The following is a 12,612-nucleotide window of genomic DNA, read 5'->3' as shown; positions in this document are numbered from 1 at the left end:
CGGACCGCTGCGACCAGGCAGTCCGAAGCGGTGCAGATGCGGCGCGATGGTGGTGGAGGGGTCGATGACTCAGGGGGCCGGTCAGGGACCCGAGGTGCGGACGCCGACGGTGCGCGACTTCCGCGTACCGGCGTACGTCCACGAGGCCGGTCCGTACGCGCAGAGCACGCCGCCCGCGCCTCCGCCGCCGTACGCCGGTCCGACGCCCCCGGCCGAGGACCCGGCGCCCGAGGACCCCGAGGGCTACACGCCGACCCAGCGCGACCTGCCGGTCATCAACCGGGGGGACACGCTGCAGCTGCCCGTCGACCCCGAGGCCGTGCCGGCGGCGCAGCCGGCCGAGGGGCCCGGCGCCCTGTTCGTCGTCGGCGACGTGCACGGGTACCTCGACGAGCTGCTCGCGGCGCTGCGCGAGAAGGGCCTGGTCGACCTCGACGGCCACTGGTGCGCGGGCACCGCGCGGCTGTGGTTCCTCGGGGACTTCACCGACCGCGGGCCCGACGGCATCGGCGTGATCGACCTCGTGATGCGGCTGTCCGCCGAGGCCGCGGCCGCCGGCGGCTACTGCAAGGCCCTCATGGGCAACCACGAACTGCTGCTGCTCGGCGCCAAGCGGTTCGGCGACACCCCGGTCAACTCCGGCGCGGGCACCGCCACCTTCCAGGCCGCCTGGCTGCTCAACGGCGGCCAGAAGACCGACATGGACCGCCTCCAGGACCACCACCTGCAGTGGATGGCCCGCCTCGACGCCATGGAGGAGGTCGACGGCCACCTCCTGGTGCACTCCGACACCACCGCCTACCTCGACTACGGCGACTCCATCGAGGCGGTCAACGACACCGTCCGCGAGACCCTCACGCGCAACGACGCGGACGAGTGCTGGGACCTGTTCCGCAAGTTCACCAAGCGCTTCGCGTTCCGCGACGACGGGGGCGCCGAGGCGGTCCGGTCCCTGCTCGGCACCTACGGCGGCTCGCGCATCGTGCACGGCCACAGCCCCATCCCGTACCTCCTGGGGGAGGTCGGCTCGGAGGACGGCGAGGAAGCCGCCCGCCCCGTGGTCGAGGGACCGCACATCTACGCGGACGGGCTCGCGATCGCCATGGACGGCGGCGTGACCATGGCCGGGAAGCTGCTGGTCCAGCAGCTTCCCGTGACCGGCTGAACCCCCTCGCGGGCAGGCGACGCCCGGGCCGGCGCACGCGCCGGTCCGGGGTCAATTTCCGGAAACCCCCTGTCACCCCCGGCCGTCGCGGCTCTACCATCGGACTATCCGTAGCAGGCTCCCCTCCGTTTCTGCCCGACGGCTCGTCAGCATGCCGAGCCACAAGCCCTACGGAGCATCGGGGGATGCACATGAACAGCGTTCCGCAGCACCTGCTGAGCGAGGACCGCCAGGAGTACGAGCGGGTCCTCGATGAGGCGCTGCGCTCCGCACCACACCGACCGGAACTCGCCGCTGTCGGCCAGCGGCTCAACCCCGAACAGCTGCGGACCATGGCGCTCAACGCCACCGCCCTCATCACGGCGGCCGCGGCGACCGAGTACCAGCAGTACGTGAAGGCCCGCGAGGAACTGCGCCACCCGGCGCCGCCCGCCCGTGAGCGGACGGACCCGCCGGAGTCCGGCACGGACACGGTGGGGATCGCCGCCACCATGGGCGAGGTCGCCGAGACCACCGGCGCGGGCGTCGTCGCCGTCGTCGCGGTGCTCGCCCCCGTCCTGGCCGGGACGGCCGCGGCGATATTCCTGCTCGTCGGATACGTCCTGCGGATGCTCGATCCCGGGCAGGCGTTCGCACAGACCCTCCTGAAGACCGGATGGGTCTTCGGCGCCGTCGCCGCGGTCGCCGTCCTCGTCGCCGCGGTGGGCCTGCTGCTCACCGCCCTGCGCAACAGCGCGAGCGCGCAACGGGCCGGTGAGTACGGCGAACTGGACGAGAAGGTGGCCCGTGCCAGGCATGCCTGGCACGAGGCACTGCTGGAGCACGGCATCGTGCCGTTCCTGCGCGACGCCCTCGCGGACCCGGGCACGGCGGCGCTCCACCGCGCACCCTCGTCCGGACCGTCCGGGCGCATGCCTCACCTCGGCTACCACCGCCCGGGCTTCAGCAGCCCCGACGGCGGTCCCGCGGCGGGACCCCGCCCCAGCTTCTCGAGTCCGGACTTCTCCAGCCCGGACTTCGGGGGGCCGGAGCACAAGCCCGAGTGACGCCCTCGGGCAGGCCTTCGGGTCGCCGCCGACCGGCGCGCACCGGCCGGCGCGACCCACCCACCCGGACGCACGGCCGGCCACCCCGGCCCGGCCCGTACTCCTCGGAGCGCGGGCCGGAACCTTCGCGGCGGTCAGTGGCGGCGTCGTACCGGCACGTCGCCGAAGGGCCCGGCGTGCGCTCATACGACGGGCTCCCCGGCGATGTCCGCCGCGGCCCGTACGAACGCACGGACGCTCTCCGTGGTGTTCCCCTCCAGCCGGACCGGTCCGCGTTACCTCGGTCTGCGTCCGGGACCCGGACGGCAACACCGTGGAACTGCGCTGGTACCCGCAGGACGTTCCGGCCTGACCGCGGCGCGGGTTCCGGTCCGGCGGGCGAGGCCCGGACCGGAGCCCACGGAGGGACGGAGCCGCCGGATGCCCGTCCGCGTCAGTCGGCGATCGGCAGATACACGCGGTTGCCCGCCGCCGCGAACTCCTCCGACTTCCGGGCCATGCCCTCCTCGATCTCCGCCTTCGTCCCGCCGTGCTCGCGCCGGATGTCCTGCGAGATCTTCATCGAGCAGAACTTCGGCCCGCACATCGAGCAGAAGTGGGCGGTCTTGGCCGGCTCGGCCGGGAGCGTCTCGTCGTGGAACTCCCGTGCCGTGTCGGGGTCGAGGGCCAGGTTGAACTGGTCCTCCCAGCGGAACTCGAAGCGGGCGTCCGACAGCGCGTCGTCCCACTCCTGTGCGCCCGGGTGTCCCTTGGCGAGGTCCGCCGCATGGGCCGCGATCTTGTAGGTGATGACGCCCGTCTTGACGTCGTCACGGTTGGGCAGGCCCAAGTGCTCCTTGGGCGTGACGTAGCAGAGCATGGCCGTGCCCCACCACGCGATCATCGCGGCACCGATGCCCGAGGTGATGTGGTCGTACGCCGGCGCGACGTCGGTCGTCAGCGGGCCGAGCGTATAGAACGGAGCTTCATCGCAGATCTCCTGCTGAAGGTCGATGTTCTCCTTGATCTTGTGCATCGGGACGTGGCCCGGGCCCTCGATCATGGTCTGTACGTGGAAACGCTTGGCGATCGCGTTGAGTTCCCCGAGCGTGCGCAACTCGGCGAACTGCGCCTCGTCGTTGGCATCGGCGATGGAGCCGGGCCGCAGGCCGTCGCCGAGCGAGTACGTGACGTCGTACGCGGCGAGGATCTCGCACAGCTCCTCGAAGTTCTCGTAGAGGAAGCTCTCCTTGTGGTGCGCCAGGCACCAGGCGGCCATGATCGAGCCGCCGCGCGAGACGATGCCGGTCTTGCGGTTCGCGGTCAGCGGTACGTACGGCAGGCGCACACCCGCGTGGACCGTCATGTAGTCCACGCCCTGTTCGGCCTGCTCGATGACCGTGTCCTTGTAGATCTCCCAGGTCAGCTCCTCGGCCTTGCCGTCGACCTTCTCCAGCGCCTGGTAGAGCGGGACCGTGCCGATGGGGACGGGGGAGTTGCGCAGCACCCACTCGCGGGTCGTGTGGATGTTGCGGCCGGTGGACAGGTCCATGACCGTGTCGGCACCCCAGCGGGTCGCCCAGGTCATCTTCTCGACCTCCTCCTCGATGGAGGAGGTGACCGCGGAATTGCCGATGTTGGCGTTGACCTTCACCAGGAACCGCTTGCCGATGATCATCGGCTCGATCTCGGGGTGGTTGACGTTCGCGGGCAGCACCGCGCGTCCGGCGGCGATCTCCTCGCGGACGACCTCGGGGTCGACGTTCTCGCGAACGGCGACGAACTCCATCTCCGGTGTGATCTCGCCGCGTCGGGCGTACGCGAGCTGGGTGACGGCGGCACCGCCACGTCCCCGGCGTGGCTGCCTGGGCCGTCCCGGGAAGACCGCGTCGAGGTTCCGCAGCCCTCCGCGGGGAGAGGTGTGCTTGATCCCGTCGTCCTCGGGGCGGACGGGGCGTCCCGCGTACTCCTCGGTGTCGCCGCGGGCGATGATCCAGTTCTCGCGCAGCGGCGGCAGGCCCCTGCGCACATCGGTGTCGACGGCCGGATCGGTGTACGGGCCGGAGGTGTCGTACAGAGTGACCGACCGCCCGTTGGTGAGATGCACCTGACGGACCGGCACCCGCAGGTCGGGGCGCGAACCCCCGACATACGCCTTGTGCCAGCCGATGGACCTCCCGGCCTCCTGGGACGGCTCCCCGAGCCGGTCGTCCTGGTCGGAGGCAGGCGTGCGTGCGTCCTCGATGGTCATGAGACCTACTCCCTACGCCGGCATTACCCGGTAACAGGTTCGGCGGTCGACGCAGCGTTTTCCGTCCGTCGATGTTCCACGTGAAACATCGCTGGGACAGAGGTCAGCGCCCTCTCAGCCCGGTGCTCCGAGCTCCCGCGTGTACAAACGTGACTCCACGCTAGCGTCACAATTGGCGCGGTGAACAGAGGGCCCCCTCCGTTCTTGCGATGATCGGGCGGTGACCACAACGCATCAGCCTCCGTTCCCGCCGTCCGAACCGCCGCACGGCCACGGCGCCGGCGGCCACGGCGGCCACGGCGGCCACGGACGGGGCGGAGACGGACAGGGTGACGGACGCGGCCCGTGGAACGGGCACGGCGGCGGCACCGGCCGAGGTCAGGGATGGGGCGGTGGCGGCGGTCAGGGCGGGCACGGCCACGGACCAGGCGGGCACGGACCAGGCGGGCACGGCTCCGGCGGGCACGGCTCCGGCGGACATGGCTCCGGCGGACATGGCTCCGGCGGACATGGGCCCGGCGGCGGACACGGCCACTCGCACAGTCACGGCCCGGCCGCCCCCGTCTCCCGCCATCTGCGCAAGGTCATCGCGGCGGTGTTGATCCCGTTCGCCGCGGCGGTCGTCGTGGGGCTCGCGGTGCTGTGGCCGGGCGGCGCCCCGTCGCACGAACGGACCGGCGTCGGTTTCGACCGGCAGACCCAGCAGGCGACCGTGACGAGGATCGACGCGGTGGACTGCAAGTCCGTGAACGCCTCGGGCGACACCCCGAGCGGCGACACCTCCACCGCGGAGGGCTCGTCGGCGCAGCAACAGGCGTCCGGTACCTGCAAGAAGGCGACGATCCGGGTGGACACCGGCGACGACAAGGGCCGGACGTTCACCGAGATCGTGCAGCCCGACTCCTCGCGCCAGCTGCACCAGGACCAGAAGGTGATCGTCGCGTACGCGCCGGACGCCCCCGAGGAGCTGCAGTACTCGGTCGCCGACGTGGACCGGAAGTTCCCTCTGGCGCTGCTCGCCGGTGTCTTCGCGCTCGCCGTGGTCGTCGTGGGCCGGATGCGCGGGGTGATGGCGCTCATCGCGCTGGCCGTCAGCTTCCTGGTGCTGACCCTCTTCATCCTGCCCGCGATTCTGCAGGGGTCGAACCCGCTGGTAGTCGCGGTGGTGGGGGCGAGCGCCATCATGCTGATCGCGCTGTACACCTGCCACGGGCTCACGGCCCGTACGTCGGTGGCGGTGCTCGGCACGCTGATCTCGCTGCTGCTGATCGGGCTGCTCGGCTCGTTGTTCATCGGCTGGGCCGCGCTCACCGGCAACACCGACGACAACACCGGTCTGATCCACGGTCTCTACCCGGCCATCGACATGAGCGGTCTGCTGCTCGCCGGCGTCATCATCGGCTCGCTCGGCGTACTGGACGACGTGACGGTCACGCAGACCTCGGCGGTCTGGGAGCTGCACCAGGCCGATCCGACGATGAGCCGGCGCGGACTCTACCGGGCAGGCATCCGCATCGGCCGCGACCACATCGCGTCCGTCGTCAACACGCTGGTCCTCGCCTACGCCGGTGCCGCGCTGCCCCTGCTGCTGCTCTTCTCGATCGCGCAGAGCAGCGTGGGGACGGTCGCCAACAGCGAGCTGGTCGCCGAGGAGATCGTGCGCACGCTCATCGGGTCGATCGGCCTGGTCGCCTCGGTGCCGGTCACCACCGCCCTCGCGGCCCTGGTGGTCTCGGCGGACCGGCCGTCGGCGCCGGGCGCCGCGGGCGCCGCAGGTGCCGCAGGTGCCGCAGGTGCCGCAGGTGCCGCGACCGGTGGCGGCGGCGCGGTCGGCGGGGCCGCCGCCCGGGGAGGACGGGGCCGCCGCCGCAAGCGCTGAGGCGCCCCCGGACGCTGAAGCGTTCCGCCCGCGCCGCCCGCCGCCGTGAGCCCTCGGGACCGAGGGCCGCGGGAACGCGGGCACCGGCTCCGCAGGCTCAGCAGCCGAGTTTGCGGCCTGCCCATGCCGCGCCCTCCGGGTCGCGGTAACCGGCCGGCCCCGCGCGACGGCGCGGCAGTCCGTGGTGCCGCAGGTCCGCGGTGCGCCGGGGGACGTAGGCCGCAGACCCCGGTGGAGTGCGCGGCAGCCGTCGTCCCCGGCGGCAGCCGTCGTCCCGGCAGAAGGGTGCGGCGTCCGTACCGGCAGGCGGTCAGCCCGCGCTCTGCTCCTCCGCGAGGATGCGGTCCAGCGCCTCGTCGAGGTGCGACTCGAAGCCGGCGAGGGCGCGCTCCTGGCCGAGCGGCACCAGCTTGTCGGTGCGGTCGAGGAAGGCCACGAGCGGCGCCGTACCGCAGCGGAACAGCGCCTGCTCACTGCCGACCTGGAGGCGGATCATCACGTCGCCGCCGATCTCTCCTGGTTCGGCGGGCGCGATGCGGACGTCGCCGTCCCCGCTGGGCCGCCCGACTCCGTCGATCAACAGCTCTCGTCCGAAGGCCCAGGTCACCGGCTCGTCCCCGGGCAGATGGAACGTGAGCCGCACGGCGTAGGGGTCCCGTGTCTCATAGCGCAGTTCCACCGGGATGCGAAAAGCGAGCTCCTCGGACACGAGGAAGCTCATCATGACCTCTGCCTGTACTACCGACTCGTGCATCACATGCCCCGCCGTTCGCCCGTCGAGTGGTCGTGAACATCCCACCGACACTCCATGCATATTGCTGAACGTACACACCAGATCACAAGGAGTGATTTTTCAGATGCTGATAGAGACGGCGAGCGGTCCGAGCCGCCTCTCCGCCTCCGCACGCAGCTGCCGCGCCGCGGGCAGCAGCCTTCCGGCCTGGTGAACCGGAAGCGAGATGGCCACGGCCGCAGTGGCGTCGGCCGTGGTGAGGGGGACCGCGGCGCACGCCGTCCCCAGCGCGTACTCCTGCCGCTCGATCACCGGCTCGCCGTCCTCCGCCCGCTCGAAGCGCCGCCAGAGGGCTTCGGCGTCACGGACGGTGTACGGGGTGACCGACCGGACGGGATACCGGTCGAGGTGGTCGCGGCGCGCCTCGTCGTCGAGCTGGGACAGCAGACACTGCCCGACCGCGTGGGCGTGCCCGGTCTCACGGAAGTCGGCCCACTCCTCGACGGCCGGGTTGCCCGGGCTGTCGGAGACGCATTTGACCTCGATCTCGCCCTCCAGGTAGACGGCGAAGTAGACCGGGGCACCGAGCCGCTCGTGCCAGTCGGCGAGCAGACCGACGATCGTGCTGCGACGTTTCTGCTCGGCGGCGCTCCCGCCGAGCCGCTCGACCGCCTCACCGAGGAAGAACAGACCGCTCTCGCGGCGCAGGTATCCCTCGTGGGTCAGCGTCCGCAGCAGATGGTAGGCGGTGGGCAGCGCGAGTCGCGTCTCGCGGGCGAGCTGTTTGGCGGGCGCGCCGTAGGGATGCCCCGCGATCGCCTCCAGCAGCCGTACGGCACGCTGCACGGAACCGATCAGGGTCGTCGGGGGTGGCCGCCCGGACGGGTCCTGCGGTACTGCCGAAGAGGTGTCGACGGTGGCCAAAGGGGACTCCCGGAGCACGTGGGGGCTCGCCCGTACGGACGGCGCGGGCGAGAACTGCGCACCGCTCACGGGGACCAACCCCGCGTCGGATTCCGGACTTTAACGGTCCGCGACGGCCCACATACCATCCGTGACGGAAACTTCGCTCACGTGAGGGAAACTGTGCTTGCTGGTGAGGACGCGGGGTAAACGCGCCGCCCCGGAGCCCCCGAAACCGCTCCTACCAGTCGCTCCTCGACGCCGATCCCGCCTTGAACTTCCGCACGACGTAGATCAGTCCGCCCACCAGCGCGACGAAGACCAGCAGCTTGAAGAGCAGGCCGATGACGAAGTGCAGGACGCTCGCTATCAGGCCCCCGAACACGACCAGGGCGATGACCGGCACCGCGACCCACTTCACCCACCACGGCATACCCGCGAAGATCTCCCGCATCGCCTCGTCCTTGCCTTCCCGCCCGCGGCCCTCGCCCGGGTGCCTGTTGTCCTGCCGTCGATGCTAGGGCCGCCGGGCCCCCGGGCGGGCATCTCGCGCCCCTTGTCCTCCCCTGATCGATCCCCTAGGGAACGCCGGGTCCCGCCTCAGCCCTCCGGCGGGGAGAAGACCACCAGGACCCGCAGGTCCTCGCTGATGTGGTGGAACTTGTGGGCCACGCCCGCGGGCACGTACACGACGCTGCCGCGCGCCACCTGGGTCGTCTCCATGCCGACCGTGATCGCGGCACGGCCGCTGACCACGAAGTACACCTCGTCCTGGCCGTGCGGCTGCTGCGGGTCCTGTGCCCCCGCGTCGAGCGCGTACAGGCCCACGGACATGTTCCTCTCGCGCAGGAACTGCAGGTAGGCGCCGTCGTTGGCGGCTCGCTCCGCCTCCAGTTCGTCCAGCCGGAATGCCTTCATGCCCTGCCCGCCCTCGCTGTGCCTCGTAGCCCGTCGCTCTTCTGCGACGATCAGACACATGAAGAATTTCGTAGTCAAGACGATCGCCAACGCGGGGGCGCTGGCCGTCGCCGTGTGGCTGCTGGACAGGATCACGCTGACCGGCGACAGCACCGGCCGGAAGGCCGGCACGCTGCTGATCGTCGCGCTGCTCTTCGGCCTGGTGAACTCCGTCGTCAAGCCGGTGGTGCAGGTCCTCACCTTCCCGCTGTTCGTCCTCACGCTCGGCCTGGTCACCCTGGTGGTCAACGCGCTGATGCTGCTGCTCACCTCGTGGCTGGCCGGCGTGCTGGACCTGAGCTTCCACGTGGAGGGCTTCTGGACCGCCGTCGTGGGCGGTCTGATCGTCTCGGTCGTCTCCTGGGCGCTGAACGTCGTCCTGCCGGACGAGGACTGAGCGGCCCGCCATGTCCTATCGCGTCTGCTTCGTCTGCACCGGCAACATCTGCCGCTCCCCGATGGCCGAGGCCGTCCTGCGCGCCCGGATCGCCGACGGCCCCCTCGACGGCCTGGTGGAGGTCGACAGCGCGGGCACCGACGGCTGGCACGAGGGCGAGGGCGCCGACCCGCGCACCGCCGCCGTCCTGGAGGCCAACGGCTACGCCTGCGGCCACACCGCTCGGCGGTTCCGGCCCGAGTGGTTCTCCCGGCTCGACCTCGTCGTCGCGCTGGACGCCGGCCACCTGCGCGAGCTGCGCCGGCTCGCCCCCACCGAGGAGGACGCCCGCAAGGTGCGCCTGCTGCGGTCGTACGACCCCGCGGCCGACCCCGCCGACCTCGACGTCCCCGACCCTTACTACGGGGGCGCCGACGGCTTCGAGGAATGTCTTGAGATGGTGGAGGCGGCGAGCGAGGGCCTGCTCGCCGCGATCCAGGAGCAAGTGGAGGAACAGGCGGCATGACTTCCGGGGAGTTCACCAGGGGGACCGGCGAGGGCACACGCGCGGTGCGCGCCGGGCTGCCCGAGCCCGTCAAGTACGAGCCGACCCTTCCGGGTCCCGTCTTCGCGGCCCACTTCCACCTGCCGGGCGATCCCACCGGTCCGTACACCTACGGCCGGGACGAGAACCCGACCTGGACGCTGCTGGAACGGGCCGTCGGGGAGCTGGAGGCGCCGGGGCGCGACGACGTCACGACGCTGGTCTTCGCCTCCGGCATGGCCGCCATCTCCGCCGTCCTCTTCTCGCAGCTGCGCGCCGGCGACGCGGTGGTCCTGCCGGACGACGGCTACCAGGCCCTGCCGCTCGTGCGCGAGCAGCTTCAGGCGTACGGCATCGAGGTGCGCACCGCGCCGACCGGCGGGGACGCCCAGCTCGACGTGCTGGACGGCGCGAAGCTGCTGTGGATCGAGACGCCCTCCAACCCCGGTCTCGACGTGTGCGACGTACGCCGGCTCGCCGAGGCCGCCCACGCGCGCGGCGCCCTCGTCGCCGTGGACAACACCCTGGCGACGGCGCTGGGCCAGCGCCCGCTGGAGCTGGGCGCCGACTTCGCCGTGGCCAGCGGCACCAAGCAGCTGACCGGGCACGGGGACGTCCTGCTCGGTTACGTCGTGGGCGCCGACGAGGCCGCGATGGCCGCCGTGCGGCGTTGGCGCAAGATCGTCGGAGCGATCCCCGGGCCGATGGAGGCCTGGCTCGCCCACCGCTCCATCGCCACGCTCCAGCTGCGCGTCGACCGGCAGAACGCCAACGCGCTCGTGCTCGCCGAGGCGCTGCGGGAGCGCCCCGAGGTGACCGGACTGCGCTACCCGGGCCTGCCCGACGACCCCTCGTACAAGATCGCCTCCCAGCAGATGCGGCGCTTCGGGTCCGTCGTCTCCTTCACGCTGCCCTCGCGCGAGCGCGCGGACCGGTTCCTGGAGGAGTTGCGTCTGGTCGACGACGCGACGAGCTTCGGCGGGGTGCGGTCCACGGCCGAGCGGCGCGGCCGCTGGGGCGGGGACGCGGTGCCAGAGGGCTTCGTCCGCTTCTCGGTCGGCGCCGAGGACCCCGAGGACCTCGTGGCGGACGTGCTGCGCGCGCTCGACGTGTCGGCGGACTGACGACGTTCCGGCTGCCCGGCCGATCGGCCGGCTACGCACAACGGACGGTCCGAGCCTCCCCCCTCGTGGCTCGGACCGTCCCCGGTTCTGCGCGCGAAGAACCGCGCGAACAAGGCTAGTTGACTCTGTGTCAGTGTCCAATCACCGTAGCGACAGGTCCCTATCGACTTATTTATAGTTGGGCGGGTTCGGGGGGTGCTGGGGAGGGGAGGAGCACCATGGATCTGGCCTTGCTGCGCACGTTCGTGACGGTGCACCGGGCCGGTTCCTTCACCCGGGCCGCGGCGCTGCTCGGGCTCTCCCAGCCGGCCGTCACCTCGCAGATCCGCACCCTGGAGCGGCAGCTGGGGCGGCCGCTCTTCCTGCGCCAGGCACGCGGCGTGACGCCCACGTCCATCGGCGACGAACTCGCTCACAAGGCCGCGCCCCACCTGGACGCCCTGGTGGAGATCGCCGAGAGCGGGCTCGACGACGACTCCTCCTTACGGACCCTGCACCTCGCCGGACCGCCCGAGTTCACCGCCGAGCGTGCGCTGCCGGCCCTCACCGAGCTGATCGGCGACCACCACGGCTTCGCCCTGCGCGCCTCCTTCGGAAACGCCGAGGAGACCTTGGAGGGGCTGTCCGCCGGGCACCACGATCTGGCCATCAGCACGGTCCGCCCGCGCGGCGCGCTGCTCACGGCGACTCCGCTCTGCGACGAGGAGCACGTCCTGGTCGCCGCCCCCTGCTGGACGACCCGCATCGGCACGGGCACCGTGTGCCACAAGGACGCCCTCGTCCTCGAGAACCTGCCCCTGGTGGAGGTGCACGAGTCGCTGCCGCTGGTCTCGCGCTACTGGGCGGCCGTCTTCGACGCCCGTCCGGCCGCCTCGGGCACCGTCGTCGTCCCTGATCTGCGCGCCGTCCTCGCCTGCGCCGTCAAGGGCGCGGGACTGGCGGTACTCCCGCGCTATCTGTGTGCAGCGGCCCTCGACCGCGGGGACGTCGTGGCCCTGCTCGACCCCCCGGTTCCGCCGCTGCGGACGTATTTCCTGGCGGTGCGCACCGGGACGCTCGCCATGCCGCACATCGCCCGGGCGCATGAGTGGCTGCTGCACGCCGCGGCGGACTGGAGCTGAGCGGATCGGCATGTTTCACGTGGAACCAGCCGGGCCACATTTCACCCATGACCGACCGACCCGTGGTCAAGCGCACCGCCCGCGCCGTCCTCCTGGACGGCGACGACCTCGTCCTGATCAAGCGGACGAAGCCCGGGGTCGATCCCTACTGGGTCACCCCCGGCGGAGGCGTCGAGCCGGAGGACACGACCGTCGTCGACGCCCTCCACCGTGAGGTGCACGAGGAGCTCGGCGCCAAGATCACCGATGTCGTGCCCTGCTTCGTGGACACCGTCGAGCACATCGGCGAGGACGGCGGCGCGACCGGGGTGAAGGTGCAGCACTTCTTCGTCTGCCGGCTGGAGTCCATGGACACGTCCCTGCGGCACGGCCCCGAGGTGGAGGAGCCGTGCGGCGAGTACGAGATCGTACGGGTGCCGTTCACCCGGGTCGGGATCGCCTCCGTGCACCTCGTGCCGCTGTCGCTGCGCCACTACCTCGACGGCAACATCGAGGGCGTCCGGGCCATGCACGCCCCCGACCTGGGCTGAGCCG

Annotated in this window: 13 protein-coding genes; 8 read left to right on the top strand and 5 right to left on the bottom strand. The window is 71.6% G+C overall.

Annotated features, from left to right (window positions below; translation table 11 throughout):
* Nucleotides 1-49: 49 nt before the first annotated feature.
* The gene (locus IE271_RS19735; protein ID WP_268256208.1) at nucleotides 50-1,165 is read left to right on the top strand and encodes a metallophosphoesterase; all 1,116 of its coding nucleotides are present in this window, start codon (nucleotides 50-52) and stop codon (nucleotides 1,163-1,165) included.
* Between the two features lie 185 nt (nucleotides 1,166-1,350).
* Entirely contained in the window at nucleotides 1,351-2,211 is an 861-nt protein-coding gene (locus IE271_RS19730; protein WP_190191678.1) for a hypothetical protein, read from the top strand.
* A 433-nt stretch (nucleotides 2,212-2,644) separates the two neighbouring features.
* On the opposite strand, the gene thiC is transcribed toward IE271_RS19730, so the two are convergent.
* On the bottom strand, nucleotides 2,645-4,441 hold the full coding sequence (thiC, locus tag IE271_RS19725; RefSeq protein ID WP_229919440.1) for a phosphomethylpyrimidine synthase ThiC: 1,797 nt from the start codon (nucleotides 4,439-4,441) through the stop codon (nucleotides 2,645-2,647).
* 220 nt (nucleotides 4,442-4,661) lie between these two features.
* Here thiC and IE271_RS19720 point away from each other — a divergent pair, with 220 nt between their 5' ends.
* Nucleotides 4,662-6,320, top strand: coding sequence for a YibE/F family protein (locus IE271_RS19720; RefSeq protein WP_190191677.1), 1,659 nt, complete (start codon nucleotides 4,662-4,664; stop codon nucleotides 6,318-6,320).
* Between the two features lie 310 nt (nucleotides 6,321-6,630).
* Here IE271_RS19720 and IE271_RS19715 read toward each other — a convergent pair whose 3' ends face one another.
* The 4 genes from IE271_RS19715 to IE271_RS19700 all read right to left on the bottom strand — a co-directional run bounded on the left by IE271_RS19715 (nucleotide 6,631) and on the right by IE271_RS19700 (nucleotide 8,874).
* Nucleotides 6,631-7,074, bottom strand: coding sequence for an SsgA family sporulation/cell division regulator (locus tag IE271_RS19715; protein WP_190191676.1), 444 nt, complete (start codon nucleotides 7,072-7,074; stop codon nucleotides 6,631-6,633).
* A gap of 99 nt (nucleotides 7,075-7,173) precedes the next feature.
* Nucleotides 7,174-7,911: an IclR family transcriptional regulator gene (locus IE271_RS19710; RefSeq protein ID WP_229919446.1), complete on the bottom strand. Its 738-nt coding sequence runs from the start codon at nucleotides 7,909-7,911 to the stop codon at nucleotides 7,174-7,176.
* Nucleotides 7,912-8,197: 286 nt separating this feature from the next.
* The gene (locus IE271_RS19705) at nucleotides 8,198-8,410 is read right to left on the bottom strand and encodes a DUF5326 family protein (protein ID WP_190191675.1); all 213 of its coding nucleotides are present in this window, start codon (nucleotides 8,408-8,410) and stop codon (nucleotides 8,198-8,200) included.
* Between the two features lie 146 nt (nucleotides 8,411-8,556).
* Nucleotides 8,557-8,874 carry a cupin domain-containing protein gene (locus IE271_RS19700; RefSeq protein ID WP_190191674.1) on the bottom strand — a complete coding sequence of 106 codons (318 nt, stop codon included), beginning with the start codon at nucleotides 8,872-8,874 and terminating at the stop codon, nucleotides 8,557-8,559.
* A gap of 58 nt (nucleotides 8,875-8,932) precedes the next feature.
* Here IE271_RS19700 and IE271_RS19695 point away from each other — a divergent pair, with 58 nt between their 5' ends.
* The 5 genes from IE271_RS19695 to IE271_RS19675 all read left to right on the top strand — a co-directional run bounded on the left by IE271_RS19695 (nucleotide 8,933) and on the right by IE271_RS19675 (nucleotide 12,608).
* A complete protein-coding gene (locus IE271_RS19695; protein ID WP_190191673.1) occupies nucleotides 8,933-9,310 on the top strand; it encodes a phage holin family protein in 378 nt (125 codons plus the stop codon).
* 10 nt (nucleotides 9,311-9,320) lie between these two features.
* Nucleotides 9,321-9,815, top strand: a complete 495-nt coding sequence (locus IE271_RS19690) for a low molecular weight protein-tyrosine-phosphatase (protein WP_190191672.1) — start codon at nucleotides 9,321-9,323, stop codon at nucleotides 9,813-9,815.
* Nucleotides 9,812-10,957 (top strand): cystathionine gamma-lyase, encoded by a 1,146-nt coding sequence (locus IE271_RS19685; RefSeq protein ID WP_190191671.1) that lies wholly within the window; start codon nucleotides 9,812-9,814, stop codon nucleotides 10,955-10,957. Before IE271_RS19690 ends, IE271_RS19685 begins: the two co-directional genes overlap by 4 nt.
* A gap of 218 nt (nucleotides 10,958-11,175) precedes the next feature.
* A complete protein-coding gene (locus IE271_RS19680) occupies nucleotides 11,176-12,078 on the top strand; it encodes a LysR family transcriptional regulator (RefSeq protein WP_190191670.1) in 903 nt (300 codons plus the stop codon).
* Nucleotides 12,079-12,125: 47 nt separating this feature from the next.
* Nucleotides 12,126-12,608 carry an NUDIX domain-containing protein gene (locus IE271_RS19675; protein ID WP_190191669.1) on the top strand — a complete coding sequence of 161 codons (483 nt, stop codon included), beginning with the start codon at nucleotides 12,126-12,128 and terminating at the stop codon, nucleotides 12,606-12,608.
* Nucleotides 12,609-12,612: the final 4 nt, after the last annotated feature.

It is taken from the genome of Streptomyces minutiscleroticus, from assembly GCF_014650875.1.
GTDB classification, from domain to species: Bacteria; Actinomycetota; Actinomycetes; order Streptomycetales; family Streptomycetaceae; genus Streptomyces; species Streptomyces minutiscleroticus.
The sequence above is the reverse complement of the archived record's forward strand: the minus strand, read 5'-3'. Positions and strand labels throughout refer to the sequence as shown.

Coding starts and splice junctions, on each gene's coding strand:
- IE271_RS19715 (WP_190191676.1), bottom strand. CDS start 7,074: ATGCACGAGTCGGTAGTACAGGCAGAGGTCATGATGAGCTTCCTCGTG.
- IE271_RS19700 (WP_190191674.1), bottom strand. CDS start 8,874: ATGAAGGCATTCCGGCTGGACGAACTGGAGGCGGAGCGAGCCGCCAAC.
- IE271_RS19680 (WP_190191670.1), top strand. CDS start 11,176: ATGGATCTGGCCTTGCTGCGCACGTTCGTGACGGTGCACCGGGCCGGT.
- IE271_RS19705 (WP_190191675.1), bottom strand. CDS start 8,410: ATGCGGGAGATCTTCGCGGGTATGCCGTGGTGGGTGAAGTGGGTCGCG.
- IE271_RS19695 (WP_190191673.1), top strand. CDS start 8,933: ATGAAGAATTTCGTAGTCAAGACGATCGCCAACGCGGGGGCGCTGGCC.
- IE271_RS19690 (WP_190191672.1), top strand. CDS start 9,321: ATGTCCTATCGCGTCTGCTTCGTCTGCACCGGCAACATCTGCCGCTCC.
- IE271_RS19675 (WP_190191669.1), top strand. CDS start 12,126: ATGACCGACCGACCCGTGGTCAAGCGCACCGCCCGCGCCGTCCTCCTG.
- IE271_RS19685 (WP_190191671.1), top strand. CDS start 9,812: ATGACTTCCGGGGAGTTCACCAGGGGGACCGGCGAGGGCACACGCGCG.
- thiC (WP_229919440.1), bottom strand. CDS start 4,441: ATGACCATCGAGGACGCACGCACGCCTGCCTCCGACCAGGACGACCGG.
- IE271_RS19730 (WP_190191678.1), top strand. CDS start 1,351: ATGCACATGAACAGCGTTCCGCAGCACCTGCTGAGCGAGGACCGCCAG.